This window comes from Pseudoduganella guangdongensis, from assembly GCF_009857475.1.
GTDB classification, from domain to species: domain Bacteria; phylum Pseudomonadota; class Gammaproteobacteria; order Burkholderiales; family Burkholderiaceae_D; genus Rugamonas; species Rugamonas guangdongensis.
On the sequence record NZ_WWCJ01000017.1, the window covers coordinates 10,213 to 33,525 of the forward strand.

13 protein-coding genes are annotated in these 23,313 nt (G+C 69.1%); 4 read left to right on the forward strand and 9 right to left on the reverse strand.

Going from position 1 to position 23,313, the window contains the following annotated elements:
• Window positions 1-15: 15 nt before the first annotated feature.
• Genes GTP41_RS20315 through GTP41_RS20325 form a run of 3 tightly spaced genes read left to right on the forward strand, consistent with a single transcriptional unit; the run spans window position 16 to window position 5,542 of the window.
• Window positions 16-2,703: a response regulator gene (locus GTP41_RS20315; RefSeq protein WP_161027407.1), complete on the forward strand. Its 2,688-nt coding sequence runs from the start codon at window positions 16-18 to the stop codon at window positions 2,701-2,703.
• Window positions 2,700-4,796 carry a putative bifunctional diguanylate cyclase/phosphodiesterase gene (locus tag GTP41_RS20320; protein WP_161027408.1) on the forward strand — a complete coding sequence of 699 codons (2,097 nt, stop codon included), beginning with the start codon at window positions 2,700-2,702 and terminating at the stop codon, window positions 4,794-4,796. Before GTP41_RS20315 ends, GTP41_RS20320 begins: the two co-directional genes overlap by 4 nt.
• On the forward strand, window positions 4,793-5,542 hold the full coding sequence (locus tag GTP41_RS20325) for a substrate-binding periplasmic protein (RefSeq protein WP_161027409.1): 750 nt from the start codon (window positions 4,793-4,795) through the stop codon (window positions 5,540-5,542). The genes GTP41_RS20320 and GTP41_RS20325 overlap by 4 nt, the downstream gene beginning before the upstream one ends.
• 7 nt (window positions 5,543-5,549) lie before the next feature.
• Here the strand turns inward: GTP41_RS20325 and GTP41_RS20330 are convergent, their stop codons facing one another.
• Genes GTP41_RS20330 through GTP41_RS20365 form a run of 8 tightly spaced genes read right to left on the reverse strand, consistent with a single transcriptional unit; the run spans window position 5,550 to window position 19,107 of the window.
• Entirely contained in the window at window positions 5,550-7,274 is a 1,725-nt protein-coding gene (locus GTP41_RS20330; protein WP_161027410.1) for a ShlB/FhaC/HecB family hemolysin secretion/activation protein, read from the reverse strand.
• A gap of 21 nt (window positions 7,275-7,295) precedes the next feature.
• On the reverse strand, window positions 7,296-16,295 hold the full coding sequence (locus tag GTP41_RS20335) for a YDG domain-containing protein (protein ID WP_161027411.1): 9,000 nt from the start codon (window positions 16,293-16,295) through the stop codon (window positions 7,296-7,298).
• A 12-nt stretch (window positions 16,296-16,307) separates the two neighbouring features.
• Window positions 16,308-16,730 carry a DUF6916 family protein gene (locus GTP41_RS20340; protein ID WP_161027412.1) on the reverse strand — a complete coding sequence of 141 codons (423 nt, stop codon included), beginning with the start codon at window positions 16,728-16,730 and terminating at the stop codon, window positions 16,308-16,310.
• Complete coding sequence (locus GTP41_RS20345) at window positions 16,727-17,221, reverse strand: GNAT family N-acetyltransferase (protein WP_161027413.1); 495 nt, start codon at window positions 17,219-17,221, stop codon at window positions 16,727-16,729. The genes GTP41_RS20340 and GTP41_RS20345 overlap by 4 nt, the downstream gene beginning before the upstream one ends.
• Window positions 17,218-17,751 carry a phage tail protein gene (locus tag GTP41_RS20350; RefSeq protein ID WP_161027414.1) on the reverse strand — a complete coding sequence of 178 codons (534 nt, stop codon included), beginning with the start codon at window positions 17,749-17,751 and terminating at the stop codon, window positions 17,218-17,220. The genes GTP41_RS20345 and GTP41_RS20350 overlap by 4 nt, the downstream gene beginning before the upstream one ends.
• A 10-nt stretch (window positions 17,752-17,761) precedes the next feature.
• Window positions 17,762-18,289 (reverse strand): phage tail protein, encoded by a 528-nt coding sequence (locus GTP41_RS20355; RefSeq protein WP_161027415.1) that lies wholly within the window; start codon window positions 18,287-18,289, stop codon window positions 17,762-17,764.
• A gap of 10 nt (window positions 18,290-18,299) precedes the next feature.
• Window positions 18,300-18,812, reverse strand: coding sequence for a phage tail protein (locus GTP41_RS20360; RefSeq protein WP_161027416.1), 513 nt, complete (start codon window positions 18,810-18,812; stop codon window positions 18,300-18,302).
• A gap of 16 nt (window positions 18,813-18,828) precedes the next feature.
• Window positions 18,829-19,107 (reverse strand): DUF6916 family protein, encoded by a 279-nt coding sequence (locus GTP41_RS20365; protein WP_161027417.1) that lies wholly within the window; start codon window positions 19,105-19,107, stop codon window positions 18,829-18,831.
• Between the two features lie 172 nt (window positions 19,108-19,279).
• On the opposite strand from GTP41_RS20365, the gene GTP41_RS20370 reads away from it, so the two are divergent.
• Window positions 19,280-20,896 carry a sensor histidine kinase gene (locus GTP41_RS20370; protein WP_161027418.1) on the forward strand — a complete coding sequence of 539 codons (1,617 nt, stop codon included), beginning with the start codon at window positions 19,280-19,282 and terminating at the stop codon, window positions 20,894-20,896.
• On the opposite strand, the gene GTP41_RS20375 is transcribed toward GTP41_RS20370, so the two are convergent.
• Entirely contained in the window at window positions 20,880-23,174 is a 2,295-nt protein-coding gene (locus GTP41_RS20375) for an FdhF/YdeP family oxidoreductase (RefSeq protein ID WP_161027419.1), read from the reverse strand. The two genes, GTP41_RS20370 and GTP41_RS20375, sit on opposite strands and share 17 nt — an antisense overlap.
• Between the last annotated feature and the right edge of the window lie 139 nt (window positions 23,175-23,313).

Sequence of the window (23,313 nt, forward strand, 5' to 3'; positions counted from 1 at the left end):
ATGTGGCACCGGCTCATGCTCAAACAGAAAATCACCTGGCTGGTGCTGGCCCTGTGCGCCCTGATGCTGCTGGTGTTCGAGCTGGTCTTCCTGCGCTCGCAGCAGGCCACCCTCACCGCCCAGGCCCAGCGCTCGCTGGACGGCCTGGCCGAGATGATCGCCTACAGCAGCGCCGCCGCCCTCACCTTCGATGATCCGGAAGGCGGGCGCCAGACCCTGGCGGCGCTGGCCAGCGTACCGGAAGTGGTGCAAGCCACGGTCAGCCATCCCGGCGGCCGGGTGTTTGTGCGCTTCCAGCCCGGCGGCGCGCAGCCCGGGGCCGATGCCGCCCTGGTGGCGCGCGCGCCGATCCGGCAAAAGGAGGTGGTGATCGGCCAGGTCGAGCTGCGCGGCAGCTTGCGCTATGTGGACGAGGCCATGGTGCAGGCCATGCTGACGGCCGGCATCCAGGGCCTGGCCGGGCTGCTGGGCGTGGGTTTCCTGGCCTGGTATATGGGCGGGCGCCTGAGCGCGCCGCTGCTGCGCCTGTCGCGCCTGGCCAATGCGGTCGGCACGCGCGGCGACTACAGCCTGCGCGCCGATCCGGGCCGCGACCAGGACGAGGCGGCCCAGCTGGCACAGCGCTTCAATGAAATGCTGGCGCAGATCGAAGCGCGCGATGCGGAGCTGGCGCGCCATCGCGACCACCTGGAACTGGAGATCACCCACCGCACGGCCGACCTGGTGCGCGCGCGCGACGCGGCGGAAGCGGCCAGCCGGGCCAAGAGCGAATTCCTGGCCATGATGAGCCACGAGATCCGCACGCCGCTGAACGGGGTGCTGGGCATGACCGACCTGCTCGGCAATACCGACCTGGATGAGCGCCAGCGCCGCTTTGTGCGCATCGTGCGCCGTTCCGGCGACGACCTGCTCTCGCTCCTGAACGATTTGCTCGACTTCTCCAAGATCGAGGCCGGCCGCTTCGAGCTCGATGACGCGGCCTTCAGCCTGACGCTATTGCTGGAGAACGTGGCCGAGCGCTTTGCGCCGGTGGCGCATGGCAAAGGACTGGAACTCAGTTGCGCAGCACCTCCGCGCGCCCAGATGCTGCGCGGCGACAGCAAGCGCCTGGGCCAGGTGCTGACCAACCTGCTGGCCAATGGCATCAAGTTCACCGAGCGCGGACAGGTGGTGCTGCGGGCGGAGGTGGAGGAGGCGCCGGACGAGCGCGCGCGCATCCATTTCTCGGTCACCGACACCGGCATCGGCATCGCGGCGGACAAGCTGCCCATCCTGTTCGAGGCCTTCACCCAGGCCGACAGTTCGACCACGCGCCGCTTCGGCGGCACCGGCCTGGGGCTGGCCATTTCGCAGCGCCTGGTGGGCTTGATGGGCGGCGTCATCACCGTGCGCAGCGAGGAAGGCGTGGGCAGCGAGTTCGCCTTCACGCTGGAACTGGCGCGCGCCGCTGCGGCGCCGGACGAGCAGGAGGCCATGCTGCAGCCGATGCGCGTGCTGGTGGTGGACGACAATGAGGTGAACCTGGAGATCCTGACCGAGCAGCTGCATTCGTGGGGCTGCCGCGTGACCCAGGTGCAGGATGTGGCCAGCGCGCGCCAGGCGCTGGCGCGCAGCGCGCAGCCGTTCGAGCTGGTGATCACCGATATGATGATGCCGGACGAGGACGGGGCCGGCCTGGTCACCTATATGCAGCAGCAACCGCAGTTGGCGGCGGTCCCGGTCATCATGCTCAGCTCCGCCGGCATGCAGTGGCACGGCAGCGGCGAGGCCAACGCGCCGCAGGTGCTGACCAAGCCGGTGCGCCAGTCGGAACTCTATAACTCGCTGTGCCAGGCCCTGCGCAAGACGCCGGGCGGCAAGGGGGCGGCGCGGCCGCGCGCGCGCCGTCTGCGGCTGACGGGCCATGTGCTGCTGGCGGAGGACAACCTGGCCAACCAGGAGGTGGCGCTGGCCATGCTGCACAACCTGGGCGTGTCGGTCGAAGTGGCGGCCAACGGCCTGGACGTGATCGGGCTGCTGGAGCGCCAGCAATTCGACCTGATCCTGATGGATTGCCAGATGCCGGTGATGGATGGCTTCCAGGCCACCGCCGCCATCCGCGCGCGCGAGGGCAGCCAGCGCCATGTGCCGATCGTGGCGCTGACCGCCAACGCGGTGGCAGGCGACCGCCAGCGCTGCCTGGCGGTGGGCATGGATGAATACCTCTCCAAACCGTTCACCCAGGACCAGCTGGGCGATATGCTGCGGCGCTGGCTATCCCCTGCACCGGCGCGCGGCGCGCGGCCGGGCGCGGGCGGGACCGGGGCGGCGGCCGCGGACGCGATGGAGGCGCCGGCGGCGGGCAGCGCGACCGCGGGCGACGGCATCTTGGAGGAGGAAGCCCTCGACACGCTGCGCCGCTTGCGTCCCGGCCTGCTGCAGCGCGTGGTGGACGCCTGGCTGGAGCAGGCGCCCGGCCTGTACAGCGACATGCGGCAGGCGGCGCACAACGGCGACGGCGCCCTGCTCTACCGCGCCGCCCATTCGCTGAAGAACGGCTCCGCCAACGTCGGCGCGCGCCAGTTGTCCGAGCTGTGCTCCGAGCTGGAGCAGCGCGCGCGCCACGGCCAGCTGGAGGAGCTGGCGCCGGCCATGGCCGACCTGGCGCAGCTCTACGACGCCACCAGCGCCGCCCTGCGCGCGCTGCAGGCGCGGGAGGCATGATGGAACGCCGCAGCAAAGCGCTGGTGCTGGTGGTGGACGATGAACTGGCGGCGCGCCTGATCACCCGCGCCACCCTGGAGGAAGGCGGCTTCGACGTGGTGGAAGCGGCCAGCGCGGCGCAGGCCCTGGCCCTGTTCGAGGATTGCCATCCCGACGTGGTGCTGCTGGACGTGATGCTGCCCGACGGCGACGGCGTGGAACTGTGCGAACAGCTGCGCGGCCTGCCCAACGGCCGCGACGTGCCGATCGCCATGGTCACCGGCGTCAACGACAAGGAATCGATCCAGCGCGCCTACCAGAGCGGCGCCACCGACTTCATCACCAAGCCGATCTCGTGGGGCACGCTGGCGCACCGCACCCGCTTCCTGCTGCGCGCCCACCACGCCCTGCGCGACCTGGCGCTGAGCGCCCTGCGCATGCGCCTGGCCGCCAGCGTGTTCGAAGCCAGCAACGATGCCATCCTGATCTGCGACCGCCACAACCGCATCATCTCCACCAACCCCGCCTTCACCCGCATCTGCGGCCATCCGGCGCACGAGGTGCTGGGCCAGGACCCGGCCCTGCTATTTGCCGACGTGGGCACCCGCATCCAGTACCAGACCATGTGGGAAACGCTGCTCGCCGACAACGCCTGGCAGGGCGAATTCACCTGCCGCCGCCGCAACGGCGACACCTTCCCCGCCTGGTTTTCCATGAGCCTGTGCCGCGATGCCGAGGGCGAGCCGGAACACTATATCGCCCTGTTTACCGACATTTCGCTGCGCAAGGTGCAGGAGCAGCGCATCGCGCACCTGGCCTTCCACGACGAGCTGACCGGCCTGCCCAACCGGCGCCTGGTGGCCGACCGCCTGGCCGTGGCATTGGCCCAAGCGAAACGCGATGCCAGCCAGGGGGCCGTGCTGTTCGTCGATATCGACCGCTTCAAGAACATCAACGATTCGCTCGGCCACGCCTGCGGCGACCAGTTGCTGGAGCAGGTGGCGCTGCGGCTGCAAGGCGCGCTGCGCGGCGGCGACACGGTGGGGCGCATGGGCGGCGACGAATTCGTGCTGCTCTGCCCCGGCGCCGGCCACGGCGCTGCCATCGCCGCGCGCGCCCAGGCCATGCTGGCCACCCTGGCCGAGCCCTATCAGGTGATGGGCATGCGCCTGCACGTGTCGGCCAGCATGGGCATTGCCTGCTATCCGGATGACGGCGACACGCCGGAGGTGCTGGTGCGCAACGCGGACGCCGCCATGTACCTGGCCAAGGAACAGGGCCGCAACAACTTCCAGTTCTACGCGCCGGAGCTGAACGCCAGCATCCTGTCGCGCCTCAAGCTGGAGATGGAGCTGCGCCGCGCGCTGGACGCCGGCCAGTTCGAGCTGTATTACCAGCCCAAGCTCGAGATGGCGGACGGCCGTCTGAACGGCGCCGAAGTGCTGATCCGCTGGCGCAACGACGCGGGCCAGCTGGTGCCGCCCAACCGCTTCATCCCGGTGGCCGAGGAATGCGGCCTGATTGGCGCCATCGGCGACTGGGTGCTGGCCGAAACCTGCCGCCAGCACGCCGCCTGGCGCGCCGCCGGCCTGCTGGTGCCGGTGCTGGCGGTGAATGTGTCGGCGCGCCAGTTCGCGCAGCCGGAGTTTGCCGAGAATATGGGGCGCATGCTGGCCGAACTGGGCACGGCGCCGGCCGCGATCGAGCTGGAACTGACCGAATCGATGCTGATGGCCGATGTGCGGCGGACCGCCGCCACCCTGGAGCGGCTCAAAGAACTCGGCTTCTCCATCGCCATCGACGATTTCGGCACCGGCTTCTCCAGCCTGAATTACCTGCGCCATTTCCGCCTGGACGTGCTCAAGATCGACCAGTCCTTCGTGCGCGAGCTGCTGCAGGACCGCGCCGCGCTGGCCATTGTGCAGTCGATCATCGCGCTGGCGCGCGCGCTCAACCTGCAAACCGTGGCCGAAGGGGTGGAAACCGAGGCGCAGCGCGCCTTGCTGCAGGAGCAGGGTTGCGGCGCCATGCAGGGCTACCTGGTGGCGCGGCCCTTGCCGGCCTCCGATTTCGCCGCCTGGCTGCGCGCCTACAACAAGGGGCGGCCGCCATGAGGCGGGCCTGGATTCTCGCCCTGCTCGCCGCCATGCTCGCGGCGCTGGTGCTACCCGCCAGCGCCGGCCCCACCATCACCATCGGCGCGGAGGACGACTGGGCGCCCTACTCGTCCGGGCCGGACGGGCACGCGCGCGGCTTCGCGGTGGACGTGGTGCGCGAGGCCTACGCCCTGGCCGGGGTGGCGGTGCATTTCAAAGCCCTGCCCTACTCGCGCTGCATGGCCGAAACGCGGGCCGGGCGGCTGCTGGCCTGCTTCGACGCCGTGCCCAACAGCCTGATCGCGCCGCATTACCTGTGGCCGCAGCAGCCGCTGTTCTCCACCCACATGAATATCTACGCGCGCGCCGGCAGCCCCGAGCGCAACCTGCGCGTGCGCGACCTGGAAGGCCGCACCGTCGGCGTGCAGCGCGAATACGAGTACGGCGAGGCTTTCGACGTCAACAGCCGCATCGTGCGCCACGTGGTCGACAAGAACGAGCATGGCTTCCGCATGCTGCTGGCCGGCCGCATCGACTATATGGCGGCGGAGGCGCGCATCGCCGACGCCCTGTTCCGCAGCAAGCCGGCCGAGTTCGCGGGCCGGTTCGCCCTGGTCGGCACGGTCGCCACGCCGCAGGTATTCATCGCCTTCAGCAAGGACGCTCCAAACAGCCGCGCCATGCTGGCGCTCTTCAACCAGGGCTACGCCAAACTGCGCAAGTCGCCGCGCTACAAAGAGCTGCAGGACAAATGGCTCAAGTGAGGCGGCGTCAGAACGGCAGGCTGGCGGTCAGCCAGCCGCGCACGCGCGACGATTTGCCGTCCGCGTCTTCGCCTTTGCTGCCCGGCGCCGGATTGGCGCCGATCTTGCGCGCCACCTGCACTTGCAGCGATGCGCCGCCGGCGCCGCGCCAGGTGGCGCCGATGCCGGCGCCTTTCAGCGTGTAGCTGTTGCCAGGGCCGTTGGCCGGCAAGGCGCCGGCATACACATGCTTGTTCAGGCGCACATGGCCGGCATCGACAAAGGCGGCCAGGCCGGTGCGCCAGGCGGGCAGCTCCAGCTGCAGCTCGGCCGACAGCACATGGCCTTCGTCGCCGCTGGCTTCTCCCGCCGGGTAGGCGCGCACGCGGCCCGGGCCGCCCAGCGACATCTTCTCGCCCGACTCCAGGTTGCGCGAGGCGAACTGGCCGCTGGCGTTCAGCAGCAGGCCGAGATTGCCGCTTAAGCGCTGCAGGCGGCCCAGCTGGTAGCCCAGGTGGGCAAAGCGGCCGGCGCTGCGCGTGCTGGCGGCATCGGCCGCCGCCGCGGCGGCATTGCCGTCCAGGTCAAGATGGCCCAGGCCCAGTTCCAGGCTGGCCTGGGTGGCGGCGTCTTCCTGCTGGCGGCTGAAAGCCAGGGCCAGCGGCAGCAGCCGGACATGCTTGTCGCTGGTGGCCGCGCCGCTGGCGAAGTTCTCGTAGCGCTTGTCGTCGTAGCCGGCGCGCAGCTGCAGGTTGGTGCTGCGCGTGCGCAGCAGCGGATAGGTGGCGATCAGCTGCGCCACGGAGGCAGTGCCGTGCGCGTCCAGCGCCTTGAATTCCTCGCCCAGCTTGTAGCGCATGCGCGAGAAGGCGGCGCCGGCTTTCAGGCCGCTGCCGCCCAACGGGGCGATATAGCCCGCGCGGCCATAGCGGTAGCCGTCGCCGGCGGTGGAGGCCAGCAGCGAGACCTGCCCGCCGTAGCCGCCCAGGTCATTCAGCGCCAGGTTGCCGGACAGGCGCGTGGCGCCGGTGTAGCGGTTGCTGGAATTGTCGATGCTGAGCGAACCGGCAGCCAGCGGGCCTTCGCGCAGTTGCACGGCCAGTTCGGATTCGCCCAGCCCTTGGCCTTTGCTCAATTCCGCGCGGGCGGCCAGGCCGGGCAAGTCCTGCGTCAGCAGCAAGGCGCGTTCCAGGCGGTCTTCCTGCACCGGCTGACCGGCCGGCACCAGGGCATCCAAATAGCGCCGCGCCAGGTCCGGGCGCAGCCGCACGCTGGCGTCGGGCGCCATGCGCACTTGCGAGATGCGGCCTTCCAGCACCTGGATGGCGACTTCGCCCTGGCCGATTTCCTGCGCCGGCAGCACGGCGCTGGCGACAAAGTAGCCGCGCGCGCGGTAGTAGGCGGTGACCGCGTTGCAGGCTTGCTGCAACTCGGCGAAACTCAGTTCCCGTCCGGTGAACGGCGCCAGTTCCTGCTGCAAGGCGGCCGGCGCGAAGGCGCTCACGCCCTGCAGCACAAAGCGGCGCACCAGCACCTTCTGCGCGCCTTCCAGCGCCAGGCCCGGCAGCGGGGCGGCGTCCGGCACCACCTTGCCGCTGGCGGCCGGCTGGCGCACCAGCGCGGGCGGGCGGTTCTGCTCCAGGATGCGGCCCGCATCGGGCAGGGTTTGCGCCTGGGCCAGCGCCGGGGCCAGCATCAGGGACGGACTGCACAGGATGGCCAGGGCCAGGCTGTTCTTGGTATGTTTCTGCACTTGCTCTCTTCCCGCTTCTTATCAGTTAGGCGCACCAGCGCTATTCACGCCGCCGCCGCGCACCATCACGCGGCTGCCGCCGCCGATGGTGTATTCCCGCGTCTCATTGTCGGACTGCTGCGGCGTGCCGCCGCCATTGCGGATGGACTGCGCGAGCTGGCCAGCCACTGCGGCGCTGCCTGCGGCTGAGCCGTCCTGCGCGCCGTCCTGCGTGGCGCTGCTGTCCGGCAGCGAGACCAGTGCCGCGCCGCCGTTGCCCAGCTGCGCCCACATGCCGCCGCCCTGGCCCGGCATCGGCGCCGCCGGATTGACCAGGCCGCCGATCAGGTTCTCAATCTGCTGCGGCGCGCGCGCCACGGTCAGCACACCGTTGACATAGCTCACCGCATAGTTCTGCAGGCTGTTGCCGCTGATGTTAATGGCATAGCTGCCCGCCGGCGCGTCGAGCCCGGCGCCGGTGCTGGTGAGCACTTCGCCCAACAGGGCCGCCGTGTCGCCGCCCACCAGGCCGGACGCGGTCCAGGTCAACGCCGGATTGGCGTTGCCGAAGGCGCGCACCTGGTCGTCGGCGCGCACCACCAGCGAGGCCTGGGCAATGTTCCCGGTCGTGGTGACGCTGCTATTGGCCAGCACGTAGTTGGACGCCAGGCCGCTACCATTCGCCAGCGTGTAGCCGCTGGCCGTCACCACCTTGCCGTTGCCGGCATTGCGGTTCTCGAACTGCACGCTGGCCGGCGCCTGCAGCACCAGGCCCTCGCCGTTCACCAGCCCGCTCAGCGAACCAATGCTGGACAGGCTGCCGTTGGTGGTGCCGTCATAGGTCTTGCTGGCCACGGCCACGCCGCCGATCGACACCTGGCGCGCGCTGATGCTGCCCGCCAGCGTAACGTTCGCCGGCAGCACATAGTTCGACAGCAAAGTGCCCGCGCCAGCCGACACCGAACCGCCCTGCAGCGCCGCCGTGACGCTGTTCGCGCCTTGCACGTTGGCGCTGTTGTACTGCCCCAGCAAGGCGCCCACGCTCGCGCCCTCGCCGCTGGCGAAGCCCGCCAGGCCGACCTGCCCGGCCGCCAGTTGCGCCGCCGTGCCGCCGTCGTACACCTTGCTAATGCTGCCGTTCGCAATCGCCGTCAGCGCCTTCGGCGTGATGGACGCGGTGGTGGAGGTGCCGCCGCCCACGCTGTAGTTGCCCGCATCGGCGCCCGACAGCGAAATGCCGGACACCGTGATCGCCTTGCCCTGGCCCGCGTTCTTGTCGGCAAACGCCGCGTTGCCGCTTACCTGCAGGCTGTCGCCGGACAGGCGGTTGTCGGCGTAGGCGACGTTGGCCGCCAGCGTGCCGTCGTACACCTTGTCGATACCGGTCGCGCTCACCTGCAGCGCGCGCGGCGTGATGCTGGCGGTGGAATTGGCCACCACCGATACGGTGTAATTGGCCGCGTCGGCGCCGCTCAGGGAGACGCCGCTCAGGCTGACCGCCTTGTTGTTGCCCACATTCTTGTCGGCGAAACTGCCGCTGCCGCCCGCCAGCGTCAGCTGGTCGCCGGCAATGCGGTTGTCACCGGCCAGCGCGACCGACGTCGCCGTGCCGCCGTCGTACACCTTGCTGGCCGCCGTCACGTTCACGGTCAGCGCGCGCGGCGTGATGGAGCCGGTGCCGGTGGCGGTGGTCGCCGCCAGCTGGTAGTTGGCCGCGTCCGCGCCGCCCAGGGTGATGCCGCTGGCGTTCACGACCTTGCCGCTGCCGGCGTTCTTGTCGGCATAGCTGCCGCTACCGGACAGCACCAGGGTGTCGCCGGCCACGCGGTTGTCTGCGAAGCTTAGCTGCGCAGCGACGGTGCCGTCGTACACCTTGGTGGTGCCGTTGGTGCTCACGTTCAGCGTGCGCTGCGTGATATCGCCGCTGGCCGTGGCGCTGCCGGCGGTCAGCGCGTAGTTCGCCGCGTCGGCGCCGGCCAAGGCGAGGCCGGAGACGGTAATCGCCTTGCCGTTGCCGGCGTTCTTGTTGGCGAAAACGGCATTGCCGCTGACGCTCAGCACATCGCCCGCCAGGCGGTTGTCGGCATAGTTCACCACGGCAGCCACGCTACCGTCGTACACCTTGTTGCTGCCGGTGGCGTTGACGGTCAGCGCGCGCGGCGTGATATCCGCCGTGGCGCTCGCGCTGGCGGATGCCAGGCTGTAGTTGCCGGCATCTGTCCCGCCGAGCGTGATGCCAGTGATGCTCACGTTCTTGCCGTTGCCCGCGTTCTTGTCGCTGAAGGCTGCGGCACCGTAGGCCAGCGTCAGGGCATCCCCGCTCACGCGGTTGTCGCCCAGGACGGCGCTGGCGGCGGCGGTCTGGTCGTATGCCTTGTTCGCCGCGGTGGCTGTCACCGCCAGCGCGCGCTGCGTGATATTGGCACTGGTGCTGGCCGTGGTGCCGGCCAGCGTGTAGTTGCCCGCATCCGCGCCGGAGAGTGAGATGCCGCTGACGCTGACCGCCTTGCCATTGCCGGCGTTCTTGTCCGCGAACACCGCATTGCCGCTCAGGGCCAGCTCGTCGCCCGCCACCCGGTTGTCGCCAAAAATCACGCTCGCCGCCGTGCTGCCGTCGTACACGCGGTTTACGCCGGTGGCGCTGGCCGTCAGGCTGCGCGCGGTGATGTCGGCGCTGCCGCTGGCGGTGCTGGATGCCAGCACATAGTTGTCCTTGTCCGCGCCGGACAGCGCAATACCGCTCACCGACAAGGCTTTGCCGCTGCCGGCGTTCTTGTCGGCGAAGCTTGCGCTGCCGCCGGTCACGCTCAGCACATCGCCCGCCACGCGGTCGTCGCCCAGCGTTGCGCTGGCCGCCGTGGTGCCGTCATAGACCTTGTTGGCGCCCACCGCGTTCACCACCAGCGTGCGGCGGGTGATGTCGCCGCTCGTGGTGGCCACCGCGCCCGACACCGTATAGTTGGCCGCATCGGCCCCGGCCAAGGTCACCGCGCCGACCTGGATGGTCTTGCCCGTGCCCACATGCTTGTCGGCGAAAGTGCCGCTGCCGCTCACGGTCAGGATGTCGCCCTGCACGCGGTCGTCGCTGAACGCCACCGTGACGCTGGTGGTGCCGTCATACACCTTATTGCTGCCGGCCAGGTCGATGTTCAGGGTGCGCGTTGTGATATCGGCGCTGGTGCTCACGCTGGTGGACGCCAGCACGTAGTTGCCCGCATCGGTACCGGACAGCGCCAGGCCGCTGGCGGTCACGGTCTTGCCGGTGCCGGCATTCTTGTCGGCGAAGACTGCCGTGCCGCCGATCGACAGCACGTCGCCGCCCAGGCGGTCGTCCGTGTAGCTCGCGCTGGCGGCGGTGCTGCCGTCGTACTGCTTGTTGGCCGCCGTCACACCGGTCACTGCCAGCGTGCGCTTGTCGATATTGGCGTTGGCCGTGGCGCCGCTCGACGCCAGGGTGTAGTTCCCCGCATCCGTGCCGCCCAGCGCGATGCCGCTTACACTGATCGATTTGCCGCTGCCGGCGTTCTTATCGGCGAAGGCGGCGCCGCTGTAAGTCAGCGCCAGCAAGTCGCCGGCAACCCGGTCGTCGCCCAGCGTCACGCTGGCCGCCGTGCCCTGGTCGTACACTTTGTCGACGCCGGTCGCGCTGGCGTTGAGCGTGCGCTTGCCGATATTGGCCGTGGTGGCGGCACTGGAAGAAGCCAGCACGTAGTTGCCGGCGTCGGCACCGGACAAAGCGATGCCGCTCACGTTCACGGCCTTGCCGTTGCCGGCATTCTTGTCGGCGAATGCCGCGTTGCCGCTGACGGCCAGCACGTCGCCAGCCACCCGGTCGTCGCCGAAGGTGACCGTGGCGGCGGTGCTGCCGTCGTAGGTGCGGTCCACGCCGCCGGCGGTGACGGCCAGGCTGCGTGCGGCGATATCGGCGCTGCCGGTCGCGGTGGTGGAAGCCAGCACGTAGTTGCCGGCGTCCGCGCCACCCACGGTGATGCCGCCGACGCTCAGCGCCTTGCCGCTGCCCGCGTTCTTGTCCGTGAAGGCGGCGCTGCCGCTGGCCAGCGCCAGGGTATCGCCGGCCACGCGGTCGTCGGTCAGGGTCACCGTTGCCGCCGTGCCGCCGTCGTAGATCTTGTTGCCGCCGCTGGTGCCCACGGTCAGCGTGCGCGGCGTGATGTTGCCGGTGGTGGCAGCCGTGGTGCCGGCCAGCGAGTAGTTGGCCGCGTCGGTGCCGGACAAGGCAATGCCGGCCACCGAAATGGCCTTGCCGTTGCCCACGTTCTTGTCGGCGAAGCTTGCGCTGCCGGCCACGGTCAGCGTATCGCCCGCCACCCGGTCGTCGCCGAAGCTGACGCTGGCGGCGGTGCCGCCGTCGTACACCTTGTTGGCGCCGGTAACGGTGAGCGCCAGGGCACGCGGCGTGATGGCCGCCGTGCCGCTGGCGGTGGCCGATGCCAGCGTGTAGTTGCCGGCGTCCGCGCCCGACAGCGCCAGGCCGCTGGCCGTGACGGTCTTGCCGTTGCCGGCGTTCTTGTCGGCGAAAGCCGCGCTGCCGGAAACGCTCAGCACATCGGCGCCGAGGCGATTATCGGTGAAGCTGGCCACGGCGGCCACGCCGCCGTCGTACACCTTGTTGGCGACATTCATGCCAACGGTCAGCTGGCGCGGCGTGATGGCGGCGCTGGATGCGGCGCTGGTCGAAGCCAGCGCGTAGTTGCCCGCATCGGTGCCGGCAACGGCGATGCCGCTCACCTGCACCGCCTTGCCCGTGCCGGCGTTCTTGTCGCCGAAGGCGGCACCGCTGCTTGAAAGCGACAGCGTATCGCCCGCCACGCGGTCGTCGCCCAGGGTGACGCTGGCCGCCAGGCCGCCGTCGTACACCTTGTCGGCGGCGTTCGCGTGCACGTTCAGCGTGCGCTGGGTGATGTTGGCCGTGGTGGCGGCCGAGGTCGAGGCCAGCGTGTAATTGCCCGCGTCCGTGCCGGACAGCGCAATGCCGCTCACGCTGACCGCCTTGCCGCTGCCCGCGTTCTTGTCGCCGAAGACGCTGGACGCCGCGCTGGCCGTCAGCTGGTCGCCCGCGACGCGGTTGTCGCCCAGGGTAACGCCAGCCGACAGCAGGCCGTCGTACACTTTGTTGATGCCGGTCGCCGACACCGTCAGCTGGCGCGGCGTGACCTGCAGCGTGCCGCCGGTGAAGTTGATGACGTAGCCCAGCGAACTGGCCAGGGTGCCGATATTCAGGCCGTAGGTGCCGACGTTCTTGGTGAAACCAGTGGCGGCGGCGGAGCCGGTGAAGCCGGCGGAAACGTCGCCGTCGATAAAGCCGGTCGGATTGTAGGTGAAGACAGGCAGCGTGCTGCTGCCGTCGTACACTTTGGTCGCCGGCTGCGCGCTGACGGTCAGCGTTGGCGCCAGCTTGTACATGAACCAGTTGGCACCGCTCGCGTAGGACGGCGTGCTGCCGGTATAGGACTGGTTGTAATGCTTGCTGTAGCCGCTCAGGCCTTCCAGCACGTTCTGCGGCGAGTCGGCGTAGACATGGTAGTAGCCGTCCGCCCCGCCCTGCAGCGCGTTCGCGCCCCGATTGTTGGTGAAGGTGCCGGTGCCGGCACCGCCCCCAGCCACCACCACCACAGTGGCCGCGCCATTGCCGCCGGAGCCCACCAGGCTGCCGCCGGCATTGATGATCACATCGCTGCCCGCGCTCGGGCCCTGGTTGACGACCCGCACGGTCTTGCCGCGCACAGTGCCGCCGATGGTAATGTCGCCGCTGCCGGAATAGGTCTGCCCGGCGCCGGTGCCGATGGTCAGGTTGACGTTGTCGGCGCTGATGGAATTGCCGTTGCCGACCGTGATGGCGGCATCGCCGGCTGCGCGGTTGGCGTTGACCACACCCGCTGGCGTGCTGGCGTTGGCCACAGCGTTCAGCGTGCCGCCCATGGTGATATCGGAATTCAGCGCAATGCTGCGGCCCGCCTGCAGCGTCAGGTTGCCGCTGCCGCCGGCGTTAATGGCGCTGCCACTCTCCCAGGTGATGTCGTTATTGGCCTGCAGCGTGATGCTGGTGCCGGCCGCCAGGGCCTCGGCCAGCTTTTGCGCATCCATCGACGCGTTCAGGTGGGCCTTGGCCGTCGCATGGTTGAACGTCAGCGAGCCGGCGGCGGGCGCCGGCACCAGGCGGAACACGGATACCGCGCCGCTGGCGGCGGTAGTGCCATCGCTGGAATTGGTGAAGGGCTGGCCCACCACCAGGCCGTCGCCGGCGCCGTTAATGGCCACCGCGAAGCCGAAGTTGCCGTAGTTGTCCAGGTCCAGGCTGATATCGGTGCCTTGCGTGTAGTCGCGTCCAAGCGATGCGGTCAGGCTGGCCGAGGCAAAGTCTGCGCCCATGTCGAACACGCGCACCGCGCCCGGGCCGGGACCGCCGCTTTCCAGGCCGCCGTTGCCAGGCTCGCCCACCACCAGGCGCGTGCCGGCGTCATTGATGGCCAGCGCGGAGCCGAACAATGCCCCCTCGCGCAGGGTGATATTGGCTTTGCTGCCGCCCTGGCCGATGGTTCCCGCCAGGCTGCGCGCAGCAAACGGGGTGTTGTACAGGTAGACCATGCCGCGCGCGTTGTTCTCGCCCGGCGCGCCGACCGCCAGCTGGGTGCCCGCCTCGTTCAGCGCTACGGCGGTGCCGAACTGCGCGTCAGCCGAGGTACCGCCGCTGAAAGCGCCGACGCTGCCGAAAATGCCGCCTGCGCCGGTGAACAATTCGACGCCATTCGCATAGAGCGCCCCCACCGCCAGTTTGTCGCCCGCGCCGTTCAAGGCGACGGACACGCCGAAGCCGCTGCCGGCGCCGTATGTCGCGCTGCTGATGGTCTGCTTCAGCACCGGCGTGCTGAAGCCGCTGCCGAAGCTGAAGGTGTACACCTTGCCCGCCAGGTCCGCACCCAGCGCGCCGACGGCCAGCACATCGCCCGTCTTGCTAAGGGCGACCGAGCTGCCGAACATGTCCTGCCCGGCCAGGCTGGCCGCCATGTTCACATTGGAGCCGCCGGTGAAGCCGTGGCCGATGGTGCCGGCCAGGCTGGCGCCGCTGAAGTTGTCGCCGCTGAAGGTGAACAGGCGCACCGCGCCGTAATTCTTGTCGGCCGCGCCGGCCAAGCCGTCGTCGAACGGCGCGCCCACCGCCAGGCCTTTGCCATCCGAGGTCAGGGCCACGCTGTAGCCGAAGCCGTCGCCTTCATCCAGGCCGGACACGCCCTGATTCTTGCCGCCGCTGAACCCCTTGCCGAGAATGGCGTCATAGGTCCAGACATTGGCGTAATTGCCGATCACGATATTTTTCGGGTCCAGCAGCAGGTGGCCGCCCCGGCCCAGGCTGATGCTTTCCAGCCCGACGTAGCGCAAATCCTCCTTGCCGGAGATTTCCACCGCGCCGCCGCTGGCCGCGCCGGTGGCTTTGATGGCGCCCAGCATGGTGGTCTGCTTCTCGGACCACACGATGGCGGTGCCGCCCTGCCCCGCCGCGCCGCGCGCGGAGACGTCCAGCAGGGTGCTGTCGTTGATGAAGGTAGCGTCGGCATTGGCGATGGCCGCCGTGGCGCCCCAGCGCCCGCTGAAGCGCTGCGCATCCGGCGCATCCGGATCCGCGGCGCCGCCCTGGAAGGCGCCGCCGACCCGTACCAGGCCGCCCTGCGTGGCGCCGGAAGCGTCCACCCGGGTGCCCAGCAAGCGCACATCGGCGCCGCCCAGGTCCACCCGTCCGCCGCTACCGGCCACGCCTTGCGCGTCATGCCGGCCAGACGACAGCAGGCTGCCGCCAGCCAGCAGCGCGATACTGCCGCCGTCGGTAGCGCCGCGCACGCTGGCCGACGCCGCGCTGTTTTCCACCAGGCCGGCGCCGGACGCCAGCACAATGCTGCCGCCCTGGCCTGCCGATCCGGCAGCCGACAGTTCGGCGGCATTCGACAACTCGCCCGCCGCCTTCACGGCCACGCTGCCGCCCCGCAAGCCGTCGGCGCGCAGCGTGCCGTCCAGCGCCACGCGGCCGCCTTCAATCGCCACACTGCCGCCGTGGCCCTTGGCCGCCGAGGCATCCAGCGTGCCCGCATACACCTGGCCGTCGCCCACCAGGCGGATGCTGCCGCCATCAGCCACCAGGCCGCGCGCCTGCACCACGCCGCTGTTGTTGACGGTGGAACGCGCCAGCGCTTCGGCCGCGCGCGCCGTCAGCAGCACCTGGCCGTTGTCGGCCTGCAGCAGGCCCTGGTTCTCGGCCAGCGCATCGAGCGCGCCCTGCTCCACGCGCACCGTGATCAGGCCGTCGCCCCGGAAGTCCAGGCCCACCGCGCGGCCGGCGGCCAGCGCCACGCTGCCGCCCTGCGCGCTGATGCTGCCGCTGTTGACCACCGTCGGCGCCAGCAAGGCCACCACGCCGCCCGGCGCGCGGATGGCGCCTTCGTTGCGCACCGCGCCTGCGGCGCCCTCGGCGCGGAATGCATAGCTGCCGGACAGGAAGGACTGGTCGGACAGGCCCAGGCTGGACGCCACCAGGCCGCCCACGTCCACCTGCGCGCCGGCGCCGAACAGCACGCCCTGCGGGTTGACCAGGAACACCTTGCCGTTGGAGGACAGCTTGCCCAGGATGGTGGTGGCTTCGCCGCCCACCACGCGGTTCAGCGCGACCGCCGATGCGTTGGGCTGGTTGAAGCGCACCTGCGCGTTGGCGCCGATGTCAAAGCCCTGCCAGTTCATGATGGCCTGCTGCGTGGCCTGGCTGATGGTCATCTTGTTGCCCTGCACGGACACGCCGGCCTGCCCCGCCACCAGCTGCATGCCAGTCGGCAGCGCGCTCGCCTGCAGCGCCGGCGCCGCGGCCAGCGCGCTCGCGCCAGCCAGGCTGCCCGCCAGCAAACTCATGGCGGCAGCGGCACGGCGGCGCGCGCCGCCCTTGCCATGGCTGCGCGCGCCCTCGGCGACGGCCACCCAGCAGCCGTGCAGCGTGCTCCAGACGAGGCGGTAGAAACGGTTGGCGGAAGCGTGTTTGTGCATTTGGGTCTGTCCTCAGGCCTGCAGGTTGAAGTCGGCGCGCAGCGTGACGCGGGCGCCCTGGCGCGCGGATGGCTGCAGGAAGAGCAGCTGGCGGCCGGTGGCTTCGTGTTCGATTTCGTAGCTGCCAGCCTGAATGGCCGGCACGGCGGCGGCGCTGAACAGCACATAGAACTGCAAGGCGCCGCCGCCCTCGGGCGCCAGCTGTGCGGTTTCCACCGCCTGCAGGGTGAGCGACAGCGCACGGTGCTCGGGATGGTTCAGCCAGAAGGACTGGCCCACCAGGCTCTCGGCCAGGGCGCGGGTCCAGGCGAAGTCGCCGGCCGCCACTGCGTCCGCCGCCGCTGCCGGCTTGGCCGCCAGCCCCAAGCCGGCAGCCAGCAACGAACCACCGCCCGCCTTCAGCAAGGCGCGGCGCGAAATAGCTTGCTCACTCACGATTGTTCTCCCATTTTGTTTTCCCATTCCATGGCCCGGTGCATGCCGGCCAGCCCAGTTTCTTTAAAGCCCAGGCGGCGATACAGCGCCTCGGCAGGATTGTTCAGTACTACGTTCAGCCGCAGCGGCAGGCGTGCCGCCGAGGCTTGCTGCTGCAGGCCGCGCAGCAAGGCGCTGCCGATGCCGCGCCCGCGCCATTCCGGCAGCAGGGCAATATCGACCAGCAGCAGGCCGTCCGCTTGCTGCGCCGCGACCAGCCGCCCCACCGCCGCGCCATCGGCTTCGATCACATCGAAGCGCGCGCCCGGGTAGCTGTGGCGGAAAGCCTGCTGCTGCGCCGCGCACTGCAGGTCGAGCAAGGCGTCCACGGTGGCTGGGTCCAGGCCGCCCTCGGCCAGCTCCGGTCCGCGCACGGCCGCGAACAGCGCGCGCAGGAAGGCGCGGTCGGCCGCCGTTTCAGGGCGCAAGGCGAGGCCGTGCACGCCGCTCACCAGCGCTGCGGGAACACGCCCTGCAGCGCGATGCAGAACAGCATGCCCAGGTAAGGCTGGCGGTTGTTATGCGCCTGGCCGGCGCCGGCCACCGATACCGGGTTGACGCTCACCGCCTGCGCCCCGGCCACCGTCTGGCTGAACACATGGTTCACCTGGCCCGCCGCGTTCTTGGCGAAGCCGCTCGACGGGCCGGGCGCCACCTGCGACGCGGCCGTGGTCATGGCTTGCAGCTGGTGGGTGTGGTGCGGAATTTCCGCCTCGGTCAGCGTCACCGACGCCACGCCGCCCTGTTCGCCCAGGAAGCGCAGCGACAAGCCCTGGCCCTGGCCCGGGTGCATCGGCATGCGGCCGTTCAGGTCCGGCAGCGCGAAGGTGGACTTGCCATCACCGCCATAGGCCGTGCCCAGCAGCGAGAACAGCGCCGTGTTCTGCGAGATCGGCAGCAACTGGCCGTCGCAGGTGGCCCAGCCCTGGGGCGCGAAGTTGCAGGCGAACATACGGATTTCCGCCACAAATGGAGAACTCATGCTTTACCTTTCAGTTCGCGATCGGGAACGCGCCGTACAGCGAAATAATGAAATTGACGCAGGTGTACGGCGCCATATTCGTGTGCGGCTGCGAGCCGCCGGTGCCGGCGATGGCGCTGACGGCCATGGCCTGGGTGCCGCCGTCGCTCAGGCCGTACACGCCCGAGCCCGCGCCGACCGTCGCCGCCGGATAGCCCGTCAGGTTGGAGTAGACGCCGCTGCCGCGCTCCGTGCTGGCCAGCACCGGGTGCGAGTGGCTCGGGATTTGGGTGGTGTTCAGGGTCACCTCCTCCACCCCGGCCATCTCGCCCAGTTGAAAGGTGTAGCCCGCCAGCGAGCCGACATGCAGGGGCACGCGGCTTTGCATGTTCGGCAGCGCAAAAGTGCTCTGGCCGTCGCCGCCATAGGTGGTGCCGATCAGGTTGAACAGGGTCTCGTACTCTGAGATGGGCAGCAGCTGGCCGTCGCACAAGGCCCAGCCGTTGGGTGCGAAATTACCGCCGAACATGCGGATTTCGCCGACAAAAGGATCGGACATGGAGACTCCTTTACGTGCGGTTAGGGAAAACGCCCTGCAGGGCGATCACGAAGTTGAGCACCAGGTAGGGCTGCATATTCTGGTGCGGCTGCGAACCGCCGGTGCTGGCCACCGTGGCGGGCGCCATCATGGTATTGGCCGCGCCGTTGAACATATCGCGCCCCAGCCGCCCCTTGCGGCCCAGCAGCGCGCCCGCCGGGTCGCCCGAGTTGGCGACGGCGATACTGGTTTTCATGGCATGCTGGTGGGCCGGCAGCTCGCTCTGGATCAGGGAGTGCGCCACCGCGCCGCCGGCCTGCCCCATGATCATCTCGCCGCCGAAACCGGCGTGCACCGGCACCCGGCCGCGCAGGTCGGGCAAGGCGAAGGTGGTCTGGCCGTTGCCGCCATAGGCCGTCCCCAGCAGGGAAAACAGGGCCTGGTTCTGATTGATTGGCAGCTGCTGGCCGTTGCAGAAGGCCCAGCCCTTGGGCGGGAAATTGAACGCGACGAGTTTGATCTCGCCCAGGTAAGGCGTTGTCATATCAGTTCCGGTGGGGTTAGTTATTGAATACGGCGTAGTACTGCATGCCGCCGGCGTTGCGCCCGGCGGGCACCAGGAAGATGGCGAGCGGCGCATCGCCTTCGCGCAGCAGTTCCACGGTCTGCTGTTCCAGTTCGGGCGCCCCCGGCCCCTGGAAAGTCAGGGCAAACGCTTGCGGATTGGGCGACGGCTGGACCTCGTCCAGCACCAGGCCCAGGCCCAGCTCCGGCGCGGCGCCGGCCACGGAAAACACGGCCCCGAGACGAGCCTGGAAGTAGCTTACATCTGTCGACACGGCAATCCTGTAAAAATTCTACTTGTGAAAAACTTGCCATTGTACGATGAAAAATCCTTAATCTGTATTACAGTTTTGCAACAATCAGGGAAAAAGGGCGTTGTAAAGCTTATACTTTCAACCAGTTAGCGACGCTTTCGGGCGCCCTCTTCCCTTCGTGCCGATTTAACAAATGACCCGCTCGATTGCCGCCCGCTTGCTGCGCATCATCTTCGGCTGCTACTTCGTGGTGACGGTGGTGGTGACGGCCTTCCAGCTGACGGCCGAATACAAGCACACGCGCACCCGCGTCGAGCGCGAAATCGAGGCCATGCAGCACACCTTCGGCCCCGGTATCGCCGACGCCATGTGGCGCTTCAACGACGACATCATGCGCGGCATCCTGGCCGGCATGAAGGAGCTGCCCATCGTGGTCGGCATCAAGGTGGTGGACGACCAGGGCAAGCTGGTGCGCGCCGTCGGCACCGTGCTGGACGAGCAGGGCAAGCATATGCAGGCCCAGGCCGACGGCCGCCTGGCGCCGCCGGTGCGCGAGGACGGCCTGTTCGGCGAGGTGTTCAGCCGCGAATTCCCGATCTCCTACCCGCTGGAGAATGGCGCCCTGCAGCCGATCGGCAAATGGACCGTGTACTCCAACCGCCGCATCGTGGTCAGCCAGGTGCAGTACGGCTTTGTGCTGATCCTGGTGAACTCGGTCATCAAGACCCTGGCGCTGTGGTTCATCTTCACGCTGGTGGTGCGCCACTTGCTGGGCAAGCCGCTGCGGCAACTGAGCGACTACGTGGGCCAGCTGAATATCGATAACCTGGGCAGCACGCCGCTGCAGCTGCGCCACGGCGGCAATACGGAGCTGGACCTGTTGGCCAACAAGATCAACGAGATGCGCGAGAACATCCTGGCCGGCCTGGCCGAAAAGGCCGTGCTGTACCAGGAGCTGGCGGCCCTGAACGAATCGCTGGAGCGGCGCGTGGAGGAACGCACGCGCGCGGCGCGCCACGCGCAGGACGAGCTGGCGCGCAGCGAGCGGCTGGCGGCCCTGGGCTCGATGGTGGCCGGCATCGCGCATGAACTGAACACGCCGATCGGCAACAGCCTGATTGCCGCCAGCACCCTGGGCGACAAGGTCAAAGCGCTGGGCGCCAGTTATGAGAGCGGCTTGCGGCGCTCGGACATGGCGAAATTCCTGGAGGAGGCGGAAGGCGTCAGCGAGCTGATGACGCGCAATATCGAGCGCGCGGCGCGCCTGGTGTCGAGCTTCAAGCAGGTGGCGGTGGACCGCGCCAGCTCGCAGCGGCGCAAATTCGACCTGGGCACGGTGATCCAGGAAAACCTCAACACCCTGTCGCCGGTGCTGCGCAAAACGCCGTATGAAGTGGTGCTGGACATGGCGCCGCTGGTGGCCATGGACAGCTATCCCGGCCCGCTGGGCCAGGTGGTGGTGGCCCTGGTCGACAACGCGCTGCAGCATGCTTTCCACCAGCGCAACCATGGCAAGCTGTCGATCACGGTGCCGGTGCCGGAGGGCGACACGGCCGAGATCCTGATCCGCGACGACGGCGCCGGCATCGCCGCCAGCCATATCAACCGCATTTTCGACCCCTTCTTCACCACCCGCATGAGCGAAGGCAGTTCAGGCCTGGGCCTGAACATCGTGCACAACATCGTCACCACGATTTTAGGCGGCAAGATCCACGTTGACAGCGTGCCGGGCGTGGGCACCACTTTCCGCATCACGATCCCGCTCGATGCGCCGATGCACCACGAGGAGCCGATTATTCCGCAGGCTTGAGCAGCACCGGCACTTCCTTGAAGGCCGGCGTCTTGGAGCCGCGCGCCATCAGGTCGGGCGAAATCAGCGGGGTCAGTTCCGGGAAATAGCCGAACACATCGCCTTCCGGCACGTCGTACTGCACCAGCTGGTAGCCATTGCACTGGCGCGCAATGCCGTCCGGCGCGGCGGCGTGGATATCGACCAGCTGACCGTCGCGCAGTCCGAGCTTGGCCATGCTGGCGGCGCCGATGAACAGCACCTTGCGCGTATGGTGCACGCCGCGATAGCGGTCGACCTCGCCCGTGCTGTCGCGGTAGACGGTGGTGTTGTACTGGCGGTGTGCGCGCACGGTGGCCAGGCACAATACCTGCTCGCCGTACTGGGCGCGGGCGCGGCGCATGATGGTGTCGCGCGGCAGCTCCAGCGCGGTGAACTGCGCCTTGCCGCTGGCGGTGCGCCAGTCGCGGTTGCGCGCGCTGTTCGGCAGGTAGAAGCCGCGCGGCTGCGCGATGCGCTCGTTGTACTGCTCAAAGCCCGCCACGGCGGTCCGCGCCACCTGCTCGATCAGCGAGCGCGTGGTGGCATATTCGCTGCCCATGGCCTGCCACGGGATGGCCGATTCGCCCAGGGTGGCGCGCGCCAGTTCGGTCACGATATGCGGCTCCGAACGCAGCTTGGCACTGGCCGGCTCGCCGCGCCCGGTGGAGGCGTGCACCATGCTGGCCGTGTCTTCCACGCTGACGAACTGCGGGCCGCCGGGCTGCTCGTCGCGCTCGGTGCGCCCCAGGCATGGCAGCAGCAGGCCGACGCGGCCCGGGTGCAGGTGGGTGCGATTCAGTTTGGTGGCGATGTGAACCGTCAGCTGCAGTTTTTCCATGGCCTGCAGCACGCGCGGCGTGTCCGGCCCGGCCACCGCGAAATTGCCGCCCAGGCCGAGGAAGGCGTGCACCGAGCCGTCCATGATGCCCTTGATGGCGGCCACCGCGTCCAGCCCGTGCGCCGCCGGCGGGGTGAAGCCGAACACGCGCTGCAGGCCGTCCAGCCACTCCTGCTTGGGGCGGTTGGTCACGCCCACGGTGCGGTCGCCCTGCACATTGGAGTGGCCGCGCACCGGCATCAGGCCGGCGCCGGGGCGGCCCACATTGCCGCGCAGGAGCATCAGGTTGACCAGGGCCTGGATCGTCTCCACCGCGTATTCGTGCTGGGTCAGGCCCATGCACCAGGTGGCGATGCTCGCTTTGGCGGTGATATAGACGGCAGCCGCCTGCTCGATCTGCGCGCGCGACAGGCCGCTGTCGGCCTCCACCTGCTCCCACGGCTGGGCTTGCACGGTGGCGGCGAAGGCCTCGAAGCCGCTGGTATGGCGCGCGATGAACTCATGGTCCAGCACCTTGCCGCCCGCAGCTTCCGCCTCCAGCACGGCCTTGGCCATGCCGGTCAGCGCGGCCAGGTCGCCGCCCACGCGCACCTGGAAATAGTCGGTGGCGATGCGGGCGCCGTGGCCGGTCAGGGTTTCTTTGGCCGACTGCGGGTCGGCAAAGCTGCGCAGGCCCGGCTCGATCATCGGGTTGAAGACCACCACGCGGCAGCCGCGCAGCGCCGCTTCGCGCAGGTCGCCCAGCATGCGCGGGTGGTTGGTGCCCGGGTTCTGGCCGAAGACGAAGATCGCCTCGGCATGCTCGAAATCCTCGCGCGTGATGGTGGCCTTGCCCACGCCCAGCGTGCTGCCCAGCGCCATGCCGGAGGACTCGTGGCAGTAGTTGGAGGAGTCCGGCATATTATTGGTGCCGAAAGCCCGCGCGAACAGCTGGTAGGGGAAGGCGGCTTCATTGCTGCTGCGGCCGGACGCGTAGAACACGGCGCGCTGCGGCGAATCCAGGCTGCGCAGGGCCTGCGCGGCCAGCTGGAAGGCCTGCTCCCACGCCACTTCGCGGTAGGTGTCGCTGGCGCCGTCGTACAGCATGGGCGCGGTCAGGCGGCCAAAGCCCTCCAGCTCCGCTTCGCTGCGCTGGCGCAGTTGGGCCAGGGTGTGGGCGGCGAAGAATTCGGGCGGCGCGCGGCGCGGCGTGGTTTCATGCGCCACCGCCCAGGCGCCCTGCTCGCAGAAATCCACCGCCTTGTCCTTGGGCGAATCGGGGTAGGCGCACCCCGGGCAATCCACGCCCAGCGGCTGATTCAGGCGCGGCAGCACTTTCAGCGCCGGCAGCGCGCCGTTGCTGCGCAGCGCCTTGGCCGTACCATGCAGCGAGCCCAGGCCGCCAGCGGATTTTTTATAGAAGCGAATCGGGTGCTGCACGTGGTTCTCCGGCCAGTCTATACAAGCCCGGATGTTAACATAAACCCACTGCTGCGCCCTTCTTTGTCAGCGGGCAATAATTTGCTATATACTTGCGCTGCGCCGTACACCCGCGCACTGTTCCCAACTGGCCAAACCC